The organism is Pseudomonas sp. GQ91, assembly GCF_059758795.1.
Map to the genome: position 1 here is coordinate 256,320 of NZ_JCAXED010000001.1, position 18,158 is coordinate 274,477.

Genomic DNA, 18,158 nt, shown 5'->3' on the forward strand with positions numbered 1-18,158 from the left:
ATCAGAACGCCCAATCCAGGCTCAAGCCCACGCCGTGAGTTTTCTCCTTGCTGGCCAACAGTCCGTTGTAGTCAAAGTTCACCCGTGCGTCCTTGGTCAGCGCCAGGCTGACCCGAGCGCCCACGAGGGCCGCATCGCGTACCATCGGCGCACTTTCTACTGCGAAGGAACTGCCGCCAGAGGCAAAGGCCAGGTGTTGCTCGGCGTCGGTCGAGCTGAGGTTGTGCTGCCAGCCCAAGGTGCCGGAAACATCCAGTTGTTGATGATCCGTGACATTGAAGGTTTTCAACGCCCGCACGCCCAGCGTGCTCAGGACCAGATCGCGGGTGTCATCACCACTTCGCAATGCGGCAGCGTCGCCCTTCTCGGTGAAACCGTCGGTAGCCAGATGGATGTAGGCCAGATTGGCGAAAGGCTCAAGCGCCAGTGGTTGCAGATTCACCCGGTAGGCTGCTTCGGTGAACACTTGGGTCGTGCCGGCGTCGACTTTGGCTTTCTGCTTGCCGGACACGTTGCCGTACTGCAGGTCGCGTTTTACATCGGCGCGATGCCAGCTGTAGCTGGCCCCGCCGCTCAAGCGCCAGGCGCCGATCTCATGCCCGGCATAAGCGCCGAAGTGGTAACTGTCCACCGCTGCCCGGGAGTGCGTGCCACTGCCCATGTTCAGCGAGGTGTCGCTATAACCGGCCACCAGGCCCAGGCGCGTGTCCTCGTCCAGCGCGCCGTCGACGCCTGCCAGCATGCCGCCGATGGACGTGGTGTAGCCCGCCGTATCGCTGCGGCTATCAGTCTTGCCCCAGGCCCCCAGCGCCTTGACCCAAACATTGCCACGGCTGTCGATGGTTTGAGTGGTCGTGCCCATTTCACCTTGCTGCAAGCGCTCGCCCACCGCTTCGCGCAAGTAGCGGCTGTCATTGATCAGCGCGGTTTCCAGGGCCGGGTAGATTTCTCCGCTCAACTGTTGAAATGCCCCTTGGGCCGAGGCCGCGTCGGGGGCCAGCAGCAGGCTTTCATAGACGCCATTACCGGCCCCCAATTGCTCGGCGGCAGCCGCCACGGAGCGCTGGTTGTCGGTGGTCGCGACACTGGCGAAACTGTTGGCGTTGCGCCCGACGTCCAACTGCACGCCGTTGGCCGCATAGTTGAGCGTGCCACCCAGAAACAGATAGTTGGGCAACACGGCGCCGAAGCTGCCCGTAATGCCACCAGCGGCCTGCAGAATGTTGTATTGGCGACCGATCAGGCTGTGCGCTTCGCTCTGGCTGAGCAATGTCGCGCTGTTTTCCAGCGCCAGGGTCACGTTGCCGCCGTTGAGCGTGGCCGTGCCGCCGGCAACGATTCGGTCGCTGGCGCTGTTCGACAGTTCCACCGCATACGTGGAACCGGCATCGAAACGCACATCCCCGGCCACGTTCAAGGTGCCGATGGAATTGCCCGGCGCCACCGTGCCGCCCCTGCTCGCGGTCAACGCGCCCACCGTCCCGGAACCGCCGAGCACGCCGCTGTTGCCGACCGTGACCGCCGAGGTCAGCGAACCCGTGACCGCCAACAGACCTTGGTTGACCAGGGTCGGCCCGCTGTAGGTGTTGCTGCCGCTCAGTACCAGCGCACCGATGCCTTGCTTGGTCAAGCCGCCGTGACCGGAAATATCATTGCTCCACACATCCAGGCCGCAATGCACATCGGTACACCGGCGTTGGGTCGGTTTGCCCGCGTCGACCACGGCGCCAATCCCTGGCAAGTCCGCGACGAACTGGCCGCTGCCATAGGCACCGTCGATACGCAACTCGAGCGGAATATCCTCTGCGGTGACCAACATTCCAGGTCCGTTTACCGCCTTGCCCAGGTTGATCATGCCCCAGCCGTACAATGCGTCGATGCCCGGCGCGCCGAGGTCGGTGGCGGTGGTTTTCAGCAGCGTCGAAATATGCTCGCCACTCATGTACGGAAAACGCTCCATCAGCACCGCGGCACTCCCGGCAACATGCGGCGCGGCCATGGAGGTGCCGTTGAAGTTGGCGTAATCCGTGGTGAGGTTTTCCAGGGAAGTGCCGTTGATCACCGAACTGTAGATTTTTGTTCCCGGCGCCGCCACGCAGAAGCTTGCGGCGTAACCACAGCGCGACGAAAAAGTGCTGATCACATACGGGTCGCTGCTGGTGGTGTCCGGGTTCTGCTGCAAGGCTGCTACCGAAAGCCAGTTGGGGGCGATTTCCGGCACGAAATACGCCAGGCCCGAAATGGCATCGGGGTTATTGCGGTTGTAGTCGTTACCGGCAGCAAAAATCGTCAGCACACCGCTGCGAGCAGCATCGATAGCGCCTTGATAAGCGCCGCCGGCAAGGGTCCCGAGGATCGGCCGAATGTTATCGAACTGCGCCTGGGCTTCAACCACCGTGAAATTGGGGAATGCCGGATCCCGCCCGCCCTTGGCGTACTGATCACCGATGCCGATGCCCCAACTGTTATTGATGATCCTCGCGCCGCTGGCCACCAAGGCATCCCAACCGGCCTTGTACACCGCGCCATCATTGCCGAGGATGATCCCGTCTTCCGGACCCGGGTCACCGTTTTCAGCCGTGATGATCTGCGCATCGAAGGCCACGCCATGCATCGGCCCGCCGTCACGGTTGCCCGCTGCGATCCCGCCGACGTGTGTACCGTGGTTACCCAGCTTGCCGTTGGACCCCAGGGACGGCGTGCCGTCGTAGCGAAACGCATCGCCGGCCTTCACCGGAATGTAGGGGTCGGTGTATTGGCGGATGCCTTCAGTGACGAGCGTCACTACTTTGCCGGGGCTGGCGAACTCGGGGTGCTGGGCGTAGACCGGCTGGTCGAAAATCCCCAGCTTCACGCCTTTGCCGGTATAGCCGGCGGCGTAGGCCACATCGGCATTCACCGCGCCCAATCCCCAATCGGCCTTGAACTCATCGCTGCGCCAACTGGCGACATCGCCCAGCTTGCCGGTTTCCACGTAGGGTGCGGCCTGGGCGGTTCCCAGGCTGGCCAGGCAACACAGCAACGCGCCGTATGGCACGCAGCTCAAAGCCTTGAGCGGGTAGCCCGGGCCTGTTGGGATGGCGGATTGAAACCCTCGTCGTTTTGCGTTCACGGTTACCTTCCTTAGTTTTGTCGCGTTTGTTGTTCTTGTGGGCATCTACACCCCCCCGGCGTAGCAGCTGGCATCCAGCCAACCATTAACGCTGCGCATGGCCAAAAGCCTCGTCCACCTTGGCCAGGTCGGTGTCGCGCAAGTTGCCGGCGTAGTAATGCAATTTGGTCCAGGCCATCAGGTAGTCGTAACGGGCCCGGGCCAGGTCGCGACGGGTGCTGTACAACTGCTGCTCGGCGTTGAGGGCATCGAGGTTGACCCGCTCGCCCCCGAGGATGCTGTGCTTGGTCGAGACCACCAGCGCTTCGGCCGACGCCAGGGCTTTCTGATAGGCGCGCAGCTTGCTCACGCCCGACAGGCACGCGCTGAACTGACGGCGCAGTTCGATCAGGGTCGCGCGGGTCTTGCCTTCCAGCTCATATTCGGCCTGCTCCATTGCACGGCTGGCCTGGCGAGTGGACGCTGATACGCCACCTCCGGCATACAGCGGCAGGCTGACCTCGATCCCGATGGTGTTGGTGTCGTAGCGCTGGTTGTAGGTATTCCCGCTGTCGGATTCCTGCTGTCGCGAACTGGCGTAGGCCGTGACCGTCGGCAAATGCCCGGCACGGTTGCGCGCCACTTCCTGGCGCGCGATTTCCACGGCCTGGCGCTGGGAGGCCAGTGTCGGGTTGTTGGTGATTGCCAGCTCGTGCCAGGTGTCATAGTTGGCCGGCGTCAGGCTAAAAGCGGCAAAATCCTCGTTCAGCGGCGCCAGGTCGGCGATATCGACACTGCGTACACCGAGCAACGCGCCCAACTCCCTGAGGGCGGCATCCTGTTCATCGAGCGCCTGGATTTCCTCGGCGATCGCCAGTTCATAGCGTGATTCCGCTTCAAGAATATCGGTGCGCGTGCCCTCGCCTTGCTCGAACAGATGCCGGTTCTGCTGGAACTGCTGCTCAAAGGCGTTTTTCTTGGCCCGCGCAATATCGATCTGATCCTGGGCGAACAGCGCCTCGGTGTAATAGGTCAGCACGCGCACCAGCAGCGCCTGGCTTTTGTCGCGGAAACTTTCATCGGCAAACAGCGCCTGGGCCACGCCCTTGCGGTAGTTGGCATAGGCTTCGTAGTCGAACAACGGTTGTTGCAGGGTGAACGTGGAGCCGTAGCTGTTGTAGTTGCGATCGTCGTGATAATTGCCACCCCGTCCATCGGGCAAGGTGGCCTGGGAGTTGTTGCGGCCCTTGTTGTAGTTGTACGACAGCCTGGGCAATAGCCCGGCGCGGCCAATCAGGCGGTTTTCCAGGCCGGCGTCACGTTCCTTGACGGCGCCGAGGAACACCGGGTCGTTACGCAGGGCTTGTTCGTAGACATCGAACGGCCCCATGGCCGCCTGGGCGCTGCTACATCCCAGCAGCAAGGCCGTGAGCAGCTGTTTTGGATACCTGAAAGCCATGCTCATTCCTCGGTCAATGCGGAGCCGGCACGATCCAGCAGCGGCTTGAACAAGTAATTGAGCAGCGAACGCTCGCCAGTACGCACAAACATTTCGGCTGGCATCCCTGGCTTGATCACCAGCCCATGGAGTTTCTCCAGGGCTTCGTCACTGACCGCGGTGCGCAGCACGTAATACGGCGCGCCGGTTTTCTCGTCGAGCATCTGGTCTGCGGAAATCAGGCTCACCTCCCCCGGCACCCGTGGCGTGCGGCTCTGGTTGAAGGCGGTGAAAAGAATGTCCACCGGCAGGTGGGTGCCGACCTTATCCACCAGATTGACCGGCAGATGCCCTTCCACTTCGAGGCGCGTGCCCTGGGGCACGATTTCCAGCAGGGTTTCACCGGCACGCACCACCGCGCCCTCGGTGTGAACACTGAGGTTGACTGCAATACCGTCCGCCGGAGCGTTGATTTCGCTGTGCTGCAGGTCGAAGCCGGCGGACGTCAGTTGCTGCTCCAGGGTCAGGCTACGCAGTTGCGCATCGGCCAACTGGCTGCGAACTTCCTTCTGGTACTCCTCACTGTGCTGCTGCAACTTCAGGCGGGATTCGAGGATGCTTTGCTCGATGCGCCCGCTTTCGCCGCTGTTCTGCGCCAGATCCTGTTGCACTTGGGACAGCTGGCGCTGGTACTCGAGCAAGCGATTGCGCGGGATGTAGCCGTTGTCAGCCAAGGGTTGCAGGTTGTTCAACTGATCGCGCAGGGATTGTGCCTGGGCGTTCAAATCACTGCGGGCACGGCGCATGCCGCTCAGCTGAGCATTGGCGCCCTCGATACTGGCGCGAATCCCCGCCTGTTCGCGGGCAAAGGCCTGGCGACGACTGCTGAACAGTTGGCGCTGGCCTTCAAGCACCAGCGCCAGTGCCGGATCGGGGTTGCTGCTCAGTTCAGAAGGAAAGGTGATACCCGGCAGGTTATCGCGCTCGCTCTGCCAGCGCGCGACGCTGGCCCAGGCCATGCGGTACTGGGCTTGCAGCGAATGGACATCGGCCTGGTTTTGCGTCTGGTCGAGTCGAAACAAGGGCTGGCCTTGCTTCACCACCTCGCCTTCGCGCACCAGGATCCGGCTGACCACGCCGGGGCTCAGGGTTTGTACCGCTTTGCGCTTGCCGGACACCACCACCGTGCCCTGCACGGCAACCCCTTGGTCCAGCGGCGCGAGGCTGGCCCACAGGAAAAACCCACCGGCGCCGACCACGCTCAACAGCCAGCCCATCCGGGCAAAGAAGCGTGCATCACGTTCGGGGCGAACCGAGTCGAGTTGAAGGCTGCTATCGACGCTCATTGGCCTGGATTCCTTGCGGCTTGATACTGACGACTCAGGCTGACACCGGCTTTCTCGCGGGGCGGTTCCTGCTGGCCGGACAACGCGCGCAGGACTTCCTGACTGGGGCCAAACGCCTGCAGGCGGCCTTCGTTGAGCACCAGCAACTTGTCGGCCTGGGCCAGCGCTGAAGAGCGGTGTGTCACCAGAATCACGCTGCTGCCCTGGGCCTTCATTTGCATGATGGCGCTGGCCAACGCGGCCTCGCCGACGGTGTCGAGGTTGGAGTTAGGCTCATCGAGCACGATCAGGCGCGGCCCGCCGTACAGCGCGCGCGCCAGGGCGACGCGTTGTTTCTGGCCGCCGGACAGGCCGCTGCCGTCGTCTCCCAGCACCGTGTCGTAGCCCTGGGGCAAACGCAGGATCAGCTCATGCACACCGGCTTGTTGCGCGGCCCGCACCACGAGTTCGGGGTCGGCCTCGCGAAAGCGCGCGATGTTGTCGGCGATGCTGCCGCTGAACAGTTCGATGTCCTGCGGCAAATAGCCGATGTGCGGGCCGAGTTCGTCGCGGTCCCAACGATGAATATCCGCACCGTCCAGGCGCACCGTGCCAGCCAGCGTCGGCCACACGCCCACCAGCACCCGCGCGAGGGTCGACTTGCCGGAACCGGAGGCACCCAGCACGCCGAGCACTTCGCCCGCTCCCAGGTTGAAGCTGACCTGATGCAAGGTCGCAGCCCGCCGACCGGGCGGCCCCGCGCTGACCTGTTCGAAACTCACTTGGCCCTTCGGCGCCGGCAACGCCATGGCCTCGGCTTCTGGCGGGAACTCCTGCAACAGCCCATCCAGGCGTTGATAGGCGAGCTTGGCGGAACTCCACTGCTTCCACACCGCGATCAACTGATCGATAGGGCTGAGCACCCGCCCCATCAGGATCGTGCCGGCAATCATCATCCCGGCAGTCATTTGGCCCTTGATCACCAACAAGGCCCCCAACCCCAGCACCAGCGATTGCAGACACAGGCGCAGGGATTTACTCAGGGAACTGATCACCGAACCGGTGTCACTGGCCTGGTTCTGCAGGCCGAGAAATCGCGAATGCACCGCAAACCAGCGATTGCGCAGCGCCCCCAGCATGCCCATGGCCTGGATGGTCTCGGCGTTGTGCAGATGGCTGGTGGCCAATTGCGTCGACTGCTGGGAATAACCACCGGCTTCGCGCAAGGGTTTCCTGGTCAGGTACTCGTTCAGACACGCCAGGCCGATCAACAACACGGCGCCCGCACTGGCCAGTACGCCGAGCCAGACGTTGAACAGGAAAATCACCGCCAGATAGATCGGAAACCACGGCGCATCAAAAAACGCGAACAGCGCGGGCCCGGTGAGAAACTGCCGTATGTGGGTCAAGTCCCCCAGGGATTGCCCGGCATGTCCTTCGCCGCGTTGCAGATTGCGCTCGAACGCGGCCTTGTAGACCTTGAGGTTGAAACGACGCTCCAACTGGCTGCCGATGCGGATCACGATGAAACTGCGCACCACTTCCAGTGCGCCGATAAACGCAAAGAAGCCCACCACCATCAGCGTCAACATCACCAGCGTGGTTTCGTTCTGCGACGACAGCACTCGATCGTAAACTTGCAGCATGTAGATAGAGGGCACCAGCATCAGCAAATTGATCAGTGCGGTGAAAAAACCGACGCTGATCAGAATGCTTTTATATTCACCAAGCGTCTTGAACAAGGGTGCAGCGGGAGTGGTCTTCGCCATGTTGCTTAATCATCCCTAAGCTGAATGCACACAATAGTCTACCGGACGCCCACATAATGGACCGGCAACTACTACAATTGCTTAATACTGACCGACTTATACTGAAAGTGACTCTCCGGTCACCATTTATAACGAGATAGCCGTTTTATATATTCAAGGTGCCTGCTGCAATAAAAGTTCAGCGCCTGAACGGCTGCGTCCTTTATATTCACCCACTTTAAGGCGATTCAAATGGATAATGCCAGTGCCTTCTGCATTCATCAACCATATACCGTCCGGCGTGGGCGACCAGGTAATAGGTTTATCCCCCAACCACTGTTCGGCGCAATCGACATCCCCACCCAGTGCGTTGGAATCGGCAATCAGGTCCAGTGCGCAGATCTGCTCTTGCTGATGCAATTGCCAATGCCCGGCCAATTCTGCGGCGCTGGGTAAAACAAGACTGCTTGCCATTGCGTTGGCTCCTGCCGACACGAGCAACGCCTGAATCAGACAGGCGATTGCATTGCGATAGTTGTTCATCACCATTACCCGTTTACGGGGTTGTTGCAAGGAGAGAGCAGCGCCGGGGCGCTGCTCTCCTCAGGCCTGGATCAAGCCACGATGTCGCTGAACGCCGCCTGGCCGACAGTGGTAACGAGGAAGTCCGCCACGCCGTGCCCGGAGAAGTCCACCGCCAAGGTGCCCAGGTTGGTGCCCGAGGCATAACTGAGCACTGCATCGCCGGCCGCGCCGGTGAAGGCATTGACGAAGTGCAGGCCGTTACCGTTGGTAATTCCGGTCAGGTCGATCTTGTCCGATCCCGAGATGAAATCGAGGATCTGATCAGCCGCGCCGGGCTTGGAGTCCGAACTGGCGCCGAACACAAAGGTGTCCGCCCCCGCCCCACCCCACAGCTTGTCAGCACCGCCGCCGCCGTAGATCAGATCGTTGCCGGCGCCGCCCTTGAGGGTGTTGGCCGCAGCGTTACCGATCAGCAGGTCATTGCCGGCACCACCGAAGGCATTTTCGACCGTCACGCCCTGGGCGATGGAAACGTTGCCCACCAGCCCGCCCACATCAGAGAGCGAGGTCTCATTGAGGTTGATTTTCTGGTTCTGGGTGAAACCGGAGAAATCCAGGGTGTCATTGCCGCCACCGTCCCATACCGAGAACACCAGTTTGTCGGCGTTCGAATGGGCACTGAGGAAATCACGCCCGGTGTTGGAGTTGAAACCGTAGGTGGTGTCGCCCGCACGGGTGTTGTAGTTGGCGCCGTAAAGCTTCTGGATCGCGGCGATATCGTCAATCAGCGGCCCGGATGCATAGGCTTCTACCCCACCCTTGGTGAAGTTCTGGTTGGTGTTGCTTTCACTCCAGTAACTCATGACGCTGTAGCCGCGCGTGTCCTGTCCATAGTCCGCGTCGTAGTAGGACGGGTTACCGGTCCCGGCGTTATAATCGCCAGGGTGAGCCAGGCCCAGGGTATGCCCGATCTCATGGGTCAGGGTCTGGCGGCCGTAGTTATTGAGCCCGGGATTGACGTTGGCCGTGTAGCTTCTGTTGGTCAAGTACCAGGAGGAGCCGTCCAGGCCACTCATGTTGTACTGCTCATCGGTCCCCGGCAGGTAGGCAAAGGCCGCCGCCCCGTCCTGGCCCCCGCTGTAGTTGCCGAAGGTCATGTGCGCGTCACCGCCATAGGCTCGCTCGGTGAAGGTTACATTGGCCACATCGGCCCAGGACTGCATGGCGAGCACCGCCTGGCCTTTTTGCAGGTTACTGAACTGGCTGAACCCGGAGATGCCATGTTTGTTCATGGTCGCCGAGGAGGCCGAGGTCAGGAAGGTGTAGGTAAGATCAATCCTGCCGTTACCATCGACATCCCGATACGCCGCGTTATCGCGCAGTAAATGTTCAGCTGCCTGATCGACGGAAAAGGACGGTTTGCCATTGACCGTGAGATTGCCGCCGCGGTCATACAAATGGCTAAAGCTATCGATCTGCGCATAAGCGGTACTTGCTTGAGCCGCCGATACAATAGCTTTTTCTTTAACTTTCGACATAAACGTACTTCCTTGTTTGCAAGTGGAACAGTTTTTGTCCGATAGCGACGCGCTCTGGCGAGATCGTCCTATCACTCGCCTCTTATGAAGGCGAAATAAAACTGACACAATTTGAAATCAGCCGTCCAGCATTTTTTTGCACTAAAAAGTGCAAAAAACGAATAACGCCCGCAAACAGTGGTGAATAAGCCGATGCATTCCTTGGGATTAGCCTGCGCCAGGACAAACCTCTATTTAAATATTAAATACTGCTAAACACTTAAATGCTAAAACGCTCACACTTTGCAGTGAAATGGATCCGTTATATTGAGTGGGCCTCACTTGTAAAGTGCCACCGTGTCATTAATATCATTGGCTAAATATTTTATTATTAATGACAGCTACCCGATCATGCGTTATCTACGCGATGTTATGTTGATGTGGCGGTGCCAGGCCGTCCGGCGCAGCGCCTCAAGCAAAGCTACGTCCAACCGCGCCGCCTCTGCAAAGCCAACCCCTTGCGCCCTAAAGCCAGAACACATCCCAAAGCGAATAGTCATGCACCCGGTTCACCCATCCTGCAGGAACGGGGTTATGCACCCCATAACGGGCAAAATCCTTAAGATCTTCTTCCCGGCGCATAGCACGGTCGTGATACCCCTTTTTCCAGAGCGCCCCTTGCGGCCCAATGCCCAAGTCACTCGCCCAACTTTGCCAACCGCTTCAATGCCGACCTGGCGATGGCGCTAATGGCCTTTTGCCCAAATCCAGGTAGGACATGACGCACGTCAAATTAATCGAAAAGAACTGCCGAACGGATAGGAAAACCCTGATGAGGGCTGCGAATGAGTGCTATTTTTAACCTTCAACGGCCAGGAACATAGATGGACCTGGCACCCTTGCCGCGAGCTAAAGGAAGCGCTCAATGATCAAGGAGGGCATATGAACAAGGTGACATTCCCGAATGCATGCCAGCTGATGCGCTGGCATTTTCACCCGATAGGCTTTGAAGGGAGCATGGATGCTCCAGCCAGCATGGTCGCGCGATTGTTTGACCGGGAAAGCGGCGCCACCCTGATCGCCATCGCCGGGATTCCCTGCGCCACGGTGATGAACGCAAGCGACGTCGAGCGGATCATCGAGGCCATCGAGGACGAACTCGAGTCCTTTATACCGCCTCTGTTGCTGCGGGCCTGAGTCCTGTCGCTGTAGGAGCGAACTCGCAGGCTCGCTCCTACTCCTTCACTCCCCTTTCACGCCACGCTGATCGTCAAAGAACGGCCTGTCCCCAGCAATACGGTCAGACGCCTTGTGTCCCTTGACACCGGCTTCTTGCTTTTCGACATACCAGTAGCAATGACTCACCGCTCGAGTGATGCCCACATACGCGAGGCGCAAGGCTTCGTCCCGTTGGGCACTGTCATAAGGTTCGGCGTCCGCCTCCTTGCCAAGGCCCGCCATGCGGTAAACCTGATTCTTGTAGGGCGAACGGGTCAAATGCTGGCAATCCCCCAACAGGAATACCGCATCGGCCTGCAGGCCCTTGGCGCTGTGATAGGTCAGCTGCTTCAAGCGTCGCGCTGCGGGCGGCAAGCTAGAATCAAGATTAACCACAGACTGAATATGCTGCAAAATCAAAGATTTATCGCTGCTTTTTCGATAGAGCATTAACACGGATTCGCCATTGTTATAGTGCAGCAGCAGCTGTTGCGCCAAGCCTGCATCATCCCGATCTCGCACGGCGACCGGCACCAGTGCCTTTGCGCCCCCGCTGGCCTTGGCCTTCTTGCCGGGGATCGCCGGAGCGGATTTAACGATGTGTTCGGCAGCATCGATGATGTGTTGATGACTGCGGTAGTTTTCACCCAGCATGACCCGCGTGGTGGCTGGCGACGGGAACTCCTTGTTGAACGCCATGAAGTACTTGGGCGAACTGCCGCGCCAGCCATAAATCGATTGCCAATCATCTCCGACACACAACAGCGAGGAATGCTGCGCGCCCCGCCCCACATGCATCGCCGGTCCACGGCTGCGGATTTCGCGCAGGCTGGCGCGGATCCACGAGACGATCTGTGGCGAGACATCCTGGAACTCATCGATCATCAGGTGCGACATCGGCCGCAGTAATCCATCGTCGAGCAGCTTGAGGTTTTCCGGAGTATTTTCGCCGAACAACGAAAACATGCGGTTATACGTCATGATCGGCGGCGACTGGTCCAGCAGGTGATCTTCCAGGGCTTTCCAGAAAATACTCAGGGCCTCGAAGAACGAACGGTCCGGGTCGTCCTCGGCAAAACTCATTTGGCCTACGGCGTTCGTGACGTCCAGGCCGAGATTTTCGATAAACCCCGCAGCGGAGACAAAACAGTCCAGCAACGGCGACGAAGCCAGTTCGCCCTTGACCTTGTAATCGAAGCCTGGCCCGGCTGTGGCGTCCTTCGCAAGGCTGCTTGATACGCGCTTGGATTCCTCATAGCTATCTAGCCATATCAAAGGCTTGCGACAGAAAGCTTGAAAGAGTGTGCGCTTAACCGCGCACTCTGCGCGCACCGAGAGTTTGGCCCCGGAACGCACCATCTGCGGATTTTCACGGGGGTCAAAGCCCAGCACGACCCACGCGCCCAATTCGGCGATGTAACCATGGCAATGGAATTGCGCACCGTTGATTTCGACCGTCTGGCGATTGGGCTCAATGCCCTTGATCGGCCACGCACCGGCACGGAACCACAGGTCTTCGACCACATCACACAGGTCTTCGTCACGCTTGGCCGCCAGCTCGGTCACTGCCACGCGCTTCTGCACATCGGGATGGTCGCGCTCCAGCTCCTTGAGTTGCAGGGCGTGGCGCGCCAGAGGCGCGATCAGCTCGCGAAAGCGTGCGTGGCGGGCGTACAGTCGGTGATAGCACGCGTTGAGCTGCTGGCGCTGGGCATCATTGATACGCAGTTCAAACGGGTTGCTGTCACCCTCATCATCGCCTTGAGCAGTACGCGCATTAAGATTCTCAAAGGCTTGCAGACGCTCGAAACCCGGCAGACTGCGCACCATCGGCAGAATGCGCGAATGAAAGGTGCGCACCACCGCTTGTGCTTCTTTCAAACCAAGAGGTTGCCCCCACAGGTTGAGAATTTCCATGAGCTTGTTGATGAAGTCCTTGCGCGACTCACGGGTGAAGGTCACCACCGTCATTGAGCTCAGTTCAAACCCCAGGTAATGGGTGAGCAGCAGGATACGCAGGACCAAAGAGGTCGATTTGCCTGCACCGGCCCCGGCGATGACCGAGGTCGAGGGCGTGTCGCTGAAGATCATCTTCCACTGCGCCGCACTCGGCTGCGAGTGGGCCGGCAGCAGACGTGCCACATCGGCCTTGATACGTTTCTTCAACTCGGCGGTCAGTGGCAGGCGCCAGTCGTCGAACAGACTGGCGTCGATAGCCGGCGCGCGGTGTTCATCAGGTCGAAAGTCTCGAATCAACAGGACTTGGCGCCCTTCTTCAATGCCGTCCGCCTTGCCTTCCCGATAGCCATATTCCACGCCCGCCTCATGGCCACTGCGAAAGCCGTCCGCCTGGCCGTGCAACCAGGAAAAACGGTGCTGGGCGCGCAAACGCGTCAAGCCGTGGCCGAACAAGCGTGCGGCGAGTCGTTTCAATAGCGGCATTTCGGCCATAGGCCGCAGTTCGGGGGGCAGATCGGGGGTGTGTTGCGGCACGCGGACTCCTGCGATGCTTGGCTCGGACAAGGAGCGCTATGGTCGCCGGAATCTTCCGTCAGTTCCAGCCAATTGCTTTAGGTTCATGCAGTTAGGCGATGAAGTGAAGATGTGGTCTAGGTTTTGTATAGGTCGAGGAACACCCTGTGGCGAGGCGACGAGCCCCCCGCCACAGTTGCGTACCGAGCCTGGTGGAGTTATTCAGCGGCGATTGCGCCATCCACCAGCACTTGAGCTTCTTCCACCAGACGCTTGAGGTGATCCTCGCCGATAAAGCTCTCGGCATAGATCTTGTAGATGTCTTCGGTGCCCGAGGGTCGCGCGGCAAACCAGCCATTTTCGGTCATGACCTTCAGCCCGCCTATCGCTTGATCGTTACCCGGTGCGTGGCTGAGGATCTGCTGAATACGCTCCCCGGCCAATTGCGTGGAGGTGACCTGCTCCGGCGCCAGCTTGCCCAGCAAGGCCTTCTGCGCAGGCGTGGCCTTGGCATCGACGCGGATGGCAAACGGCTCGCCCAGGGCATCCGTCAGCCCGCGATAGATCTGGCTCGGATCCTGGCCTTTGCGCGAGGTCATTTCCGCAGCCAGCAGCGCCGGGATCAAGCCATCCTTGTCGGTACTCCAGACGCTGCCGTCCTTGCGCAGGAACGAGGCGCCGGCACTTTCTTCGCCACCAAAACCCAGGGAACCGTCGAACAGCCCGTCGGCAAACCACTTGAAGCCCACCGGTACTTCGTAAAGTCTGCGGCCGATACGGGCAGCGACCCGATCGATCAGGCCACTGCTGACCACGGTTTTACCCACGGCGGCATCGGTGCGCCAATCAGGCCGATTCTGAAACAGGTAATCGATGCACACCGCCAGGTAGTTGTTCGGCGCCAACAACCCACCGGATGGCGTGACAATGCCGTGGCGATCATGGTCCGGGTCGCAGGCAAACGCGACGTCGAAACGTTCTTTGAGTCCGATCAGGCCTTGCATGGCATGACTGGACGAAGGGTCCATGCGAATCTGCCCGTCCCAGTCGACACTCATGAAGCGGAAGGTCGCGTCGACCTCGGTGTTCACCACTTCCAGATTAAGACGGTAATGCTCGGCAATCGCCGACCAATAGCGCACCCCCGCTCCGCCCAGCGGATCAACGCCCAGACGCAGATCCGCGCCGCGAATGACGTCCATGTCGATGACGTTGATCAGGTCCGCGACATAACTGTTGAGGTAGTCATGGCGATGAGTGGTGTCGGCTTTCAACGCCTGTGCGTGGGTCATGCGCTTGACCCCCGCGAGTCTCGCGGCAAGCAGCTCGTTGGCCTTGGCTTCGATCCATTTGGTGACATGCGTGTCCGCCGGGCCACCGTTTGGCGGGTTGTACTTATACCCGCCACTCTGGGGCGGGTTGTGCGACGGGGTAATCACAATACCGTCCGCCAGACCGCTGGTACGCCCACGGTTGTAGCAAATGATGGCGTGGGAAATTGCCGGTGTCGGGGTGTATTCGTCGCCCTGCGCGAGCATCACGTGAACCCCGTTGGCAGCCAGTACTTCCAGGGCACTGGCGCCCGCCGGGGTCGACAGCGCGTGGGTGTCCAGGCCAACGAACAGCGGGCCATTGATGCCTTGGGCCTCACGGTACAGGCAAATGGCCTGGCTGATTGCCAACACGTGCCATTCATTGAAACTCAAGTCAAAGGAGCTGCCACGGTGCCCGGAAGTACCAAAGGCCACACGCTGGGTGGAGATCGCTGCATCAGGCTGGCCGGTGTAATAGGCCGTCACCAGTCGCGGGATGTCCACCAACAACTGAGCTGGCGCCGGTTTGCCCGCAAAAGGACTGAGAGTCATGCAAAAACCTCTGAAAAGAAGGATTCGTAAAAGAAATGCAGTTTACTGAGAGTTCGACCACGGCGCGATGTTATATATCCCACAACTAGATGTTATCTATTCCGCAATAAGTTGCGATAAATCCTATACAACTCGGTTCAGCCGATCTGCCCGTGCCTGAGCGCTTGAGCCAGCGCTTCCATCACCTGATCAAGGGGAATATGCCCACTGAAGGTATGACTCAACCGCAGGTGTTGCTGGTAGAGTCCGCTGACACTGAACAACTCTCCCGGGGCAATCACCACCTGTTGGGCCAGCATGTGCTGGAATACCCGGCGCATATCGACAGCCTGTGTGGAGCGCAGCCAAAAGGTGGCCCCGGCCTGTGGCATGCGATAGCTCACACGGGCGCCCAAGTGCTGCCTCAAGTGCGCATTCATTGACGTCGCATGCATCTTGAGCAATCCGCGCAATGCCTGCAGGTGCTGGTCAAAACGACCGTTTTGATAGAGCCGGGCAATGGCGCGCTGGCGAATCGACGATAAACGAAACGCCCGCAACACGAACTGGCGCTGCAAAGCAGCGCTCAAGTGGCGCGATAGCAAATATCCGTAAGGCGCCTCTGGCCCAATGATTTTCTCGAAGGTGGAAAACACCAGTAACCGACCGGGGTTCACCAAATCCCGCAGATGGCAGGTGGATGGTTCGTACTCCAGTTCGCCGTGGATATCATTTTCCAGTACCCAACAGCCATAGCGCTCCAGCAACCGCGCTGCGTGCACGCGTTCTTGCGGTGGCAAGCTGGCCGTCGACGAGAGCAATGCCAGTTGCACCGTTTCGGTATGCAACAGGTGCTCCAGGCGCATCAGGTCCAGGCTGCCGCTCTCATTACAGGGCGCCTCGATCACGCGCACGCCAGCGTCTTGCAACAAGCGCAGAATGATCCAGTCACAGGGTGACTCCACCAGTACGCCTGCGCCCTTGAGACCAAGCGCTTCAATCAGGATTTCCAGAACGCCGCGCAGGTCGGCACCGATATAAACGTCATCCGCCTGCCAGTAGCGCGTCGGTGACTGGGTGTAACGTGCCGCAAGCGCCGCACGCAACTCCCAGATACCGCACGGCTGGAAATAAGGTTCCAGTTGACGTGGATATTGGCGCACCACTTCGCGCTCCAGTTGCAACAAGGCTGCATCCAGCGACAGCAGCAGCGCCGGCTCATCGGCGCTGAGCACCCGCATCCCGGGCCTTCTGGTACCGGCATAGAGACGCTCCAGCAAATCACCAGCGGTGTTCCACGGCGCATTTGTGGAGGCAGGCAAGGCGTAGTAACCCGACTTGGCCACCGAGTAGACCCTGCCCTCCTTTTCCAACAACGAGTAAGCGTATTGAATGGTCGAAATCGATACATTCAAACGCTCTGCCAAATGCCGCAGGGAAGGCAACTTGATCCGTGCATCAGGACTGACCTCGTTGATCAGATTGATCATGTAGCGATAGACCGCCTGATAGGCAAAATCTGCCTGCTTGCCAGACCTCATGAGCGTTTATGTCTGAGCAGCAATCCCTTAGCGCCCTTGCCCCAGGGGTGGGTCGCCAGGAGGACACGACGCGCTGGCCGCCGGTTGGGTACGATAGATATGTTGCAAAAGCTCCAGAGGCAAACCGCTGGTATCGACAAGCCAATGCTGGATCAACTCTGCACAAGACTTGCCCTGAAGTACTTTATGCACCTCGGGCAACGCCACCAACATGCCGGGATGGCAACGGCGCAAGAAAGCTTCGAGTTTTTGCCCTTGCTGAACAAAGGGTGAAAACAACATGCACACCAACTGGTTTTCTTCCAGGCTGAAGAACTCTCGGGCATAAGTAGCCGCCAGCATTCGCCCCTCCCGGGTTCCGGCCTGGGCCCGCAACAGTTCAGGGATCTGTTGGCGACGCATGAAAGCCGTAGCCCGCTGAACAAAACCCGTGGCTCCCTGATAGTAGTCCAGCGCCAACAACACCTCGGCTTGCAGACCGTGCACGTGCGCCATCAAGAGCGGGTTGGCGTAGGCGGGATTGCTGAATTGAAAGGCAAATTCATCAAGCCGGTGCCCCATGAAGTCGTTTAGCAACCAGGTAAAATCAGTGTTGGTTTCAGCCAGCAGATCAGCTACACCGATATAGGCCAGGGGGCGATGATCATGCTTGGATGAGGAATCGTGCGCCAACGCGCAATGATCACCGTAAATATCGCGGTAATACATCGTACTCCGCTCGTCCATGTCGGTGAATAACGCGTTAAGCGTCAATGGCCGGCGGGCTCGCTCCCTGCTCTTCGCCGCCCTGGTGGTTTTCGTCAGCCACGCCAGGTAGCGATTTTGCTTGCGCGAGGGATCGCCGCTGAGCAAGGCATGCACCCCGCCCTTCCAGGAGATGATGCGCCGGTAGAAATCCCCAAGAGATAAATAGCCGTCATTGTGCAGGCTGGCGCGAATATCCCCGCCAGTCACATGACCGATCATCAGCATGTTGCGTCGACTGGCGTACTGGCCCGCAGTGGACACCAGGCGCAAGTGATTGAATGGCAGCACCTCCTGATTTTCCACCATCAGCAATTCGACCCTGGGGTCATCATGAAAAAACAACGCACTGTAACCACGCTGAATGTTGTCCAGGGTGGTTTGTGTCATGCCGGCATGACGCAAGGTCGCGACTCGCAGTTGGAAACTCTTCGGTGCACGGCCGGCGATGGTCAACTGAGCAGCTCTAAGAAAAGCCAGGGCGCAGCTACTTCCTTTGCCGCCCCCATGGGCGATCAATACTTTATAGTCGCCTATTTGATCAATACCGCCTGCCGCAACAATCACCCGCTGAACCAATAGTTGAAGCGCTGTCCGTTCTGCCCTGGAAAATTTTCCCAGTAACCGCTGCAAAACTTGTTGATAGACATAGTTCATGGCTTGTTCGTGAATAGCGCTCATAGTCTTACTACCTG

11 protein-coding genes and 1 pseudogene are annotated in these 18,158 nt (G+C 59.4%); 1 reads left to right on the forward strand and 11 read right to left on the reverse strand.

Going from position 1 to position 18,158, the window contains the following annotated elements:
* Window position 1: 1 nt before the first annotated feature.
* The 7 genes and pseudogenes from AC6CIA_RS01030 to AC6CIA_RS01060 form a co-directional block, all read right to left on the reverse strand.
* The gene (locus AC6CIA_RS01030; protein WP_498310417.1) at window positions 2–3,079 is read right to left on the reverse strand and encodes an autotransporter domain-containing protein; all 3,078 of its coding nucleotides are present in this window, start codon (window positions 3,077–3,079) and stop codon (window positions 2–4) included.
* Window positions 3,080–3,197: 118 nt separating this feature from the next.
* Entirely contained in the window at window positions 3,198–4,550 is a 1,353-nt protein-coding gene (locus AC6CIA_RS01035) for a TolC family outer membrane protein (RefSeq protein WP_498310224.1), read from the reverse strand.
* 2 nt (window positions 4,551–4,552) lie between these two features.
* Window positions 4,553–5,875, reverse strand: a complete 1,323-nt coding sequence (locus tag AC6CIA_RS01040) for an HlyD family type I secretion periplasmic adaptor subunit (RefSeq protein ID WP_498310225.1) — start codon at window positions 5,873–5,875, stop codon at window positions 4,553–4,555.
* Window positions 5,872–7,623 carry a type I secretion system permease/ATPase gene (locus AC6CIA_RS01045; RefSeq protein WP_498310226.1) on the reverse strand — a complete coding sequence of 584 codons (1,752 nt, stop codon included), beginning with the start codon at window positions 7,621–7,623 and terminating at the stop codon, window positions 5,872–5,874. The genes AC6CIA_RS01040 and AC6CIA_RS01045 overlap by 4 nt, the downstream gene beginning before the upstream one ends.
* A gap of 153 nt (window positions 7,624–7,776) precedes the next feature.
* Entirely contained in the window at window positions 7,777–8,145 is a 369-nt protein-coding gene (locus AC6CIA_RS01050) for an AprI/Inh family metalloprotease inhibitor (RefSeq protein WP_498310227.1), read from the reverse strand.
* A gap of 71 nt (window positions 8,146–8,216) precedes the next feature.
* A complete protein-coding gene (locus AC6CIA_RS01055; RefSeq protein WP_498310228.1) occupies window positions 8,217–9,665 on the reverse strand; it encodes a serralysin family metalloprotease in 1,449 nt (482 codons plus the stop codon).
* Between the two features lie 504 nt (window positions 9,666–10,169).
* Window positions 10,170–10,325 (reverse strand): annotated as a pseudogene (locus tag AC6CIA_RS01060) (REP-associated tyrosine transposase); the annotation flags it as partial.
* Between the two features lie 261 nt (window positions 10,326–10,586).
* On the opposite strand from AC6CIA_RS01060, the gene AC6CIA_RS01065 reads away from it, so the two are divergent.
* Window positions 10,587–10,841 carry a DUF1652 domain-containing protein gene (locus AC6CIA_RS01065; RefSeq protein ID WP_339532164.1) on the forward strand — a complete coding sequence of 85 codons (255 nt, stop codon included), beginning with the start codon at window positions 10,587–10,589 and terminating at the stop codon, window positions 10,839–10,841.
* Window positions 10,842–10,886: 45 nt separating this feature from the next.
* Here the strand turns inward: AC6CIA_RS01065 and AC6CIA_RS01070 are convergent, their stop codons facing one another.
* From AC6CIA_RS01070 to AC6CIA_RS01085, 4 genes are all read right to left on the reverse strand, one after another.
* Complete coding sequence (locus tag AC6CIA_RS01070; RefSeq protein WP_498310229.1) at window positions 10,887–13,355, reverse strand: UvrD-helicase domain-containing protein; 2,469 nt, start codon at window positions 13,353–13,355, stop codon at window positions 10,887–10,889.
* A gap of 197 nt (window positions 13,356–13,552) precedes the next feature.
* A complete protein-coding gene (pgm, locus tag AC6CIA_RS01075) occupies window positions 13,553–15,199 on the reverse strand; it encodes a phosphoglucomutase (alpha-D-glucose-1,6-bisphosphate-dependent) (RefSeq protein WP_498310230.1) in 1,647 nt (548 codons plus the stop codon).
* A 137-nt stretch (window positions 15,200–15,336) separates the two neighbouring features.
* A complete protein-coding gene (locus AC6CIA_RS01080; RefSeq protein WP_498310231.1) occupies window positions 15,337–16,719 on the reverse strand; it encodes an aminotransferase-like domain-containing protein in 1,383 nt (460 codons plus the stop codon).
* 27 nt (window positions 16,720–16,746) lie between these two features.
* Window positions 16,747–18,144 (reverse strand): hypothetical protein, encoded by a 1,398-nt coding sequence (locus tag AC6CIA_RS01085; RefSeq protein WP_498310418.1) that lies wholly within the window; start codon window positions 18,142–18,144, stop codon window positions 16,747–16,749.
* Window positions 18,145–18,158 lie beyond the last annotated feature (14 nt).

Bases quoted from the DNA above. Each gene is read 5' to 3' on its own strand.
- AC6CIA_RS01055 (WP_498310228.1), bottom strand. From the start codon at position 9,665: ATGTCGAAAGTTAAAGAAAAAGCTATTGTATCGGCGGCTCAAGCAAGT.
- AC6CIA_RS01035 (WP_498310224.1), bottom strand. From the start codon at position 4,550: ATGGCTTTCAGGTATCCAAAACAGCTGCTCACGGCCTTGCTGCTGGGA.
- pgm (WP_498310230.1), bottom strand. From the start codon at position 15,199: ATGACTCTCAGTCCTTTTGCGGGCAAACCGGCGCCAGCTCAGTTGTTG.
- AC6CIA_RS01045 (WP_498310226.1), bottom strand. From the start codon at position 7,623: ATGGCGAAGACCACTCCCGCTGCACCCTTGTTCAAGACGCTTGGTGAA.
- AC6CIA_RS01050 (WP_498310227.1), bottom strand. From the start codon at position 8,145: ATGAACAACTATCGCAATGCAATCGCCTGTCTGATTCAGGCGTTGCTC.
- AC6CIA_RS01080 (WP_498310231.1), bottom strand. From the start codon at position 16,719: ATGAGGTCTGGCAAGCAGGCAGATTTTGCCTATCAGGCGGTCTATCGC.
- AC6CIA_RS01040 (WP_498310225.1), bottom strand. From the start codon at position 5,875: ATGAGCGTCGATAGCAGCCTTCAACTCGACTCGGTTCGCCCCGAACGT.
- AC6CIA_RS01065 (WP_339532164.1), top strand. From the start codon at position 10,587: ATGAACAAGGTGACATTCCCGAATGCATGCCAGCTGATGCGCTGGCAT.
- AC6CIA_RS01085 (WP_498310418.1), bottom strand. From the start codon at position 18,144: ATGAGCGCTATTCACGAACAAGCCATGAACTATGTCTATCAACAAGTT.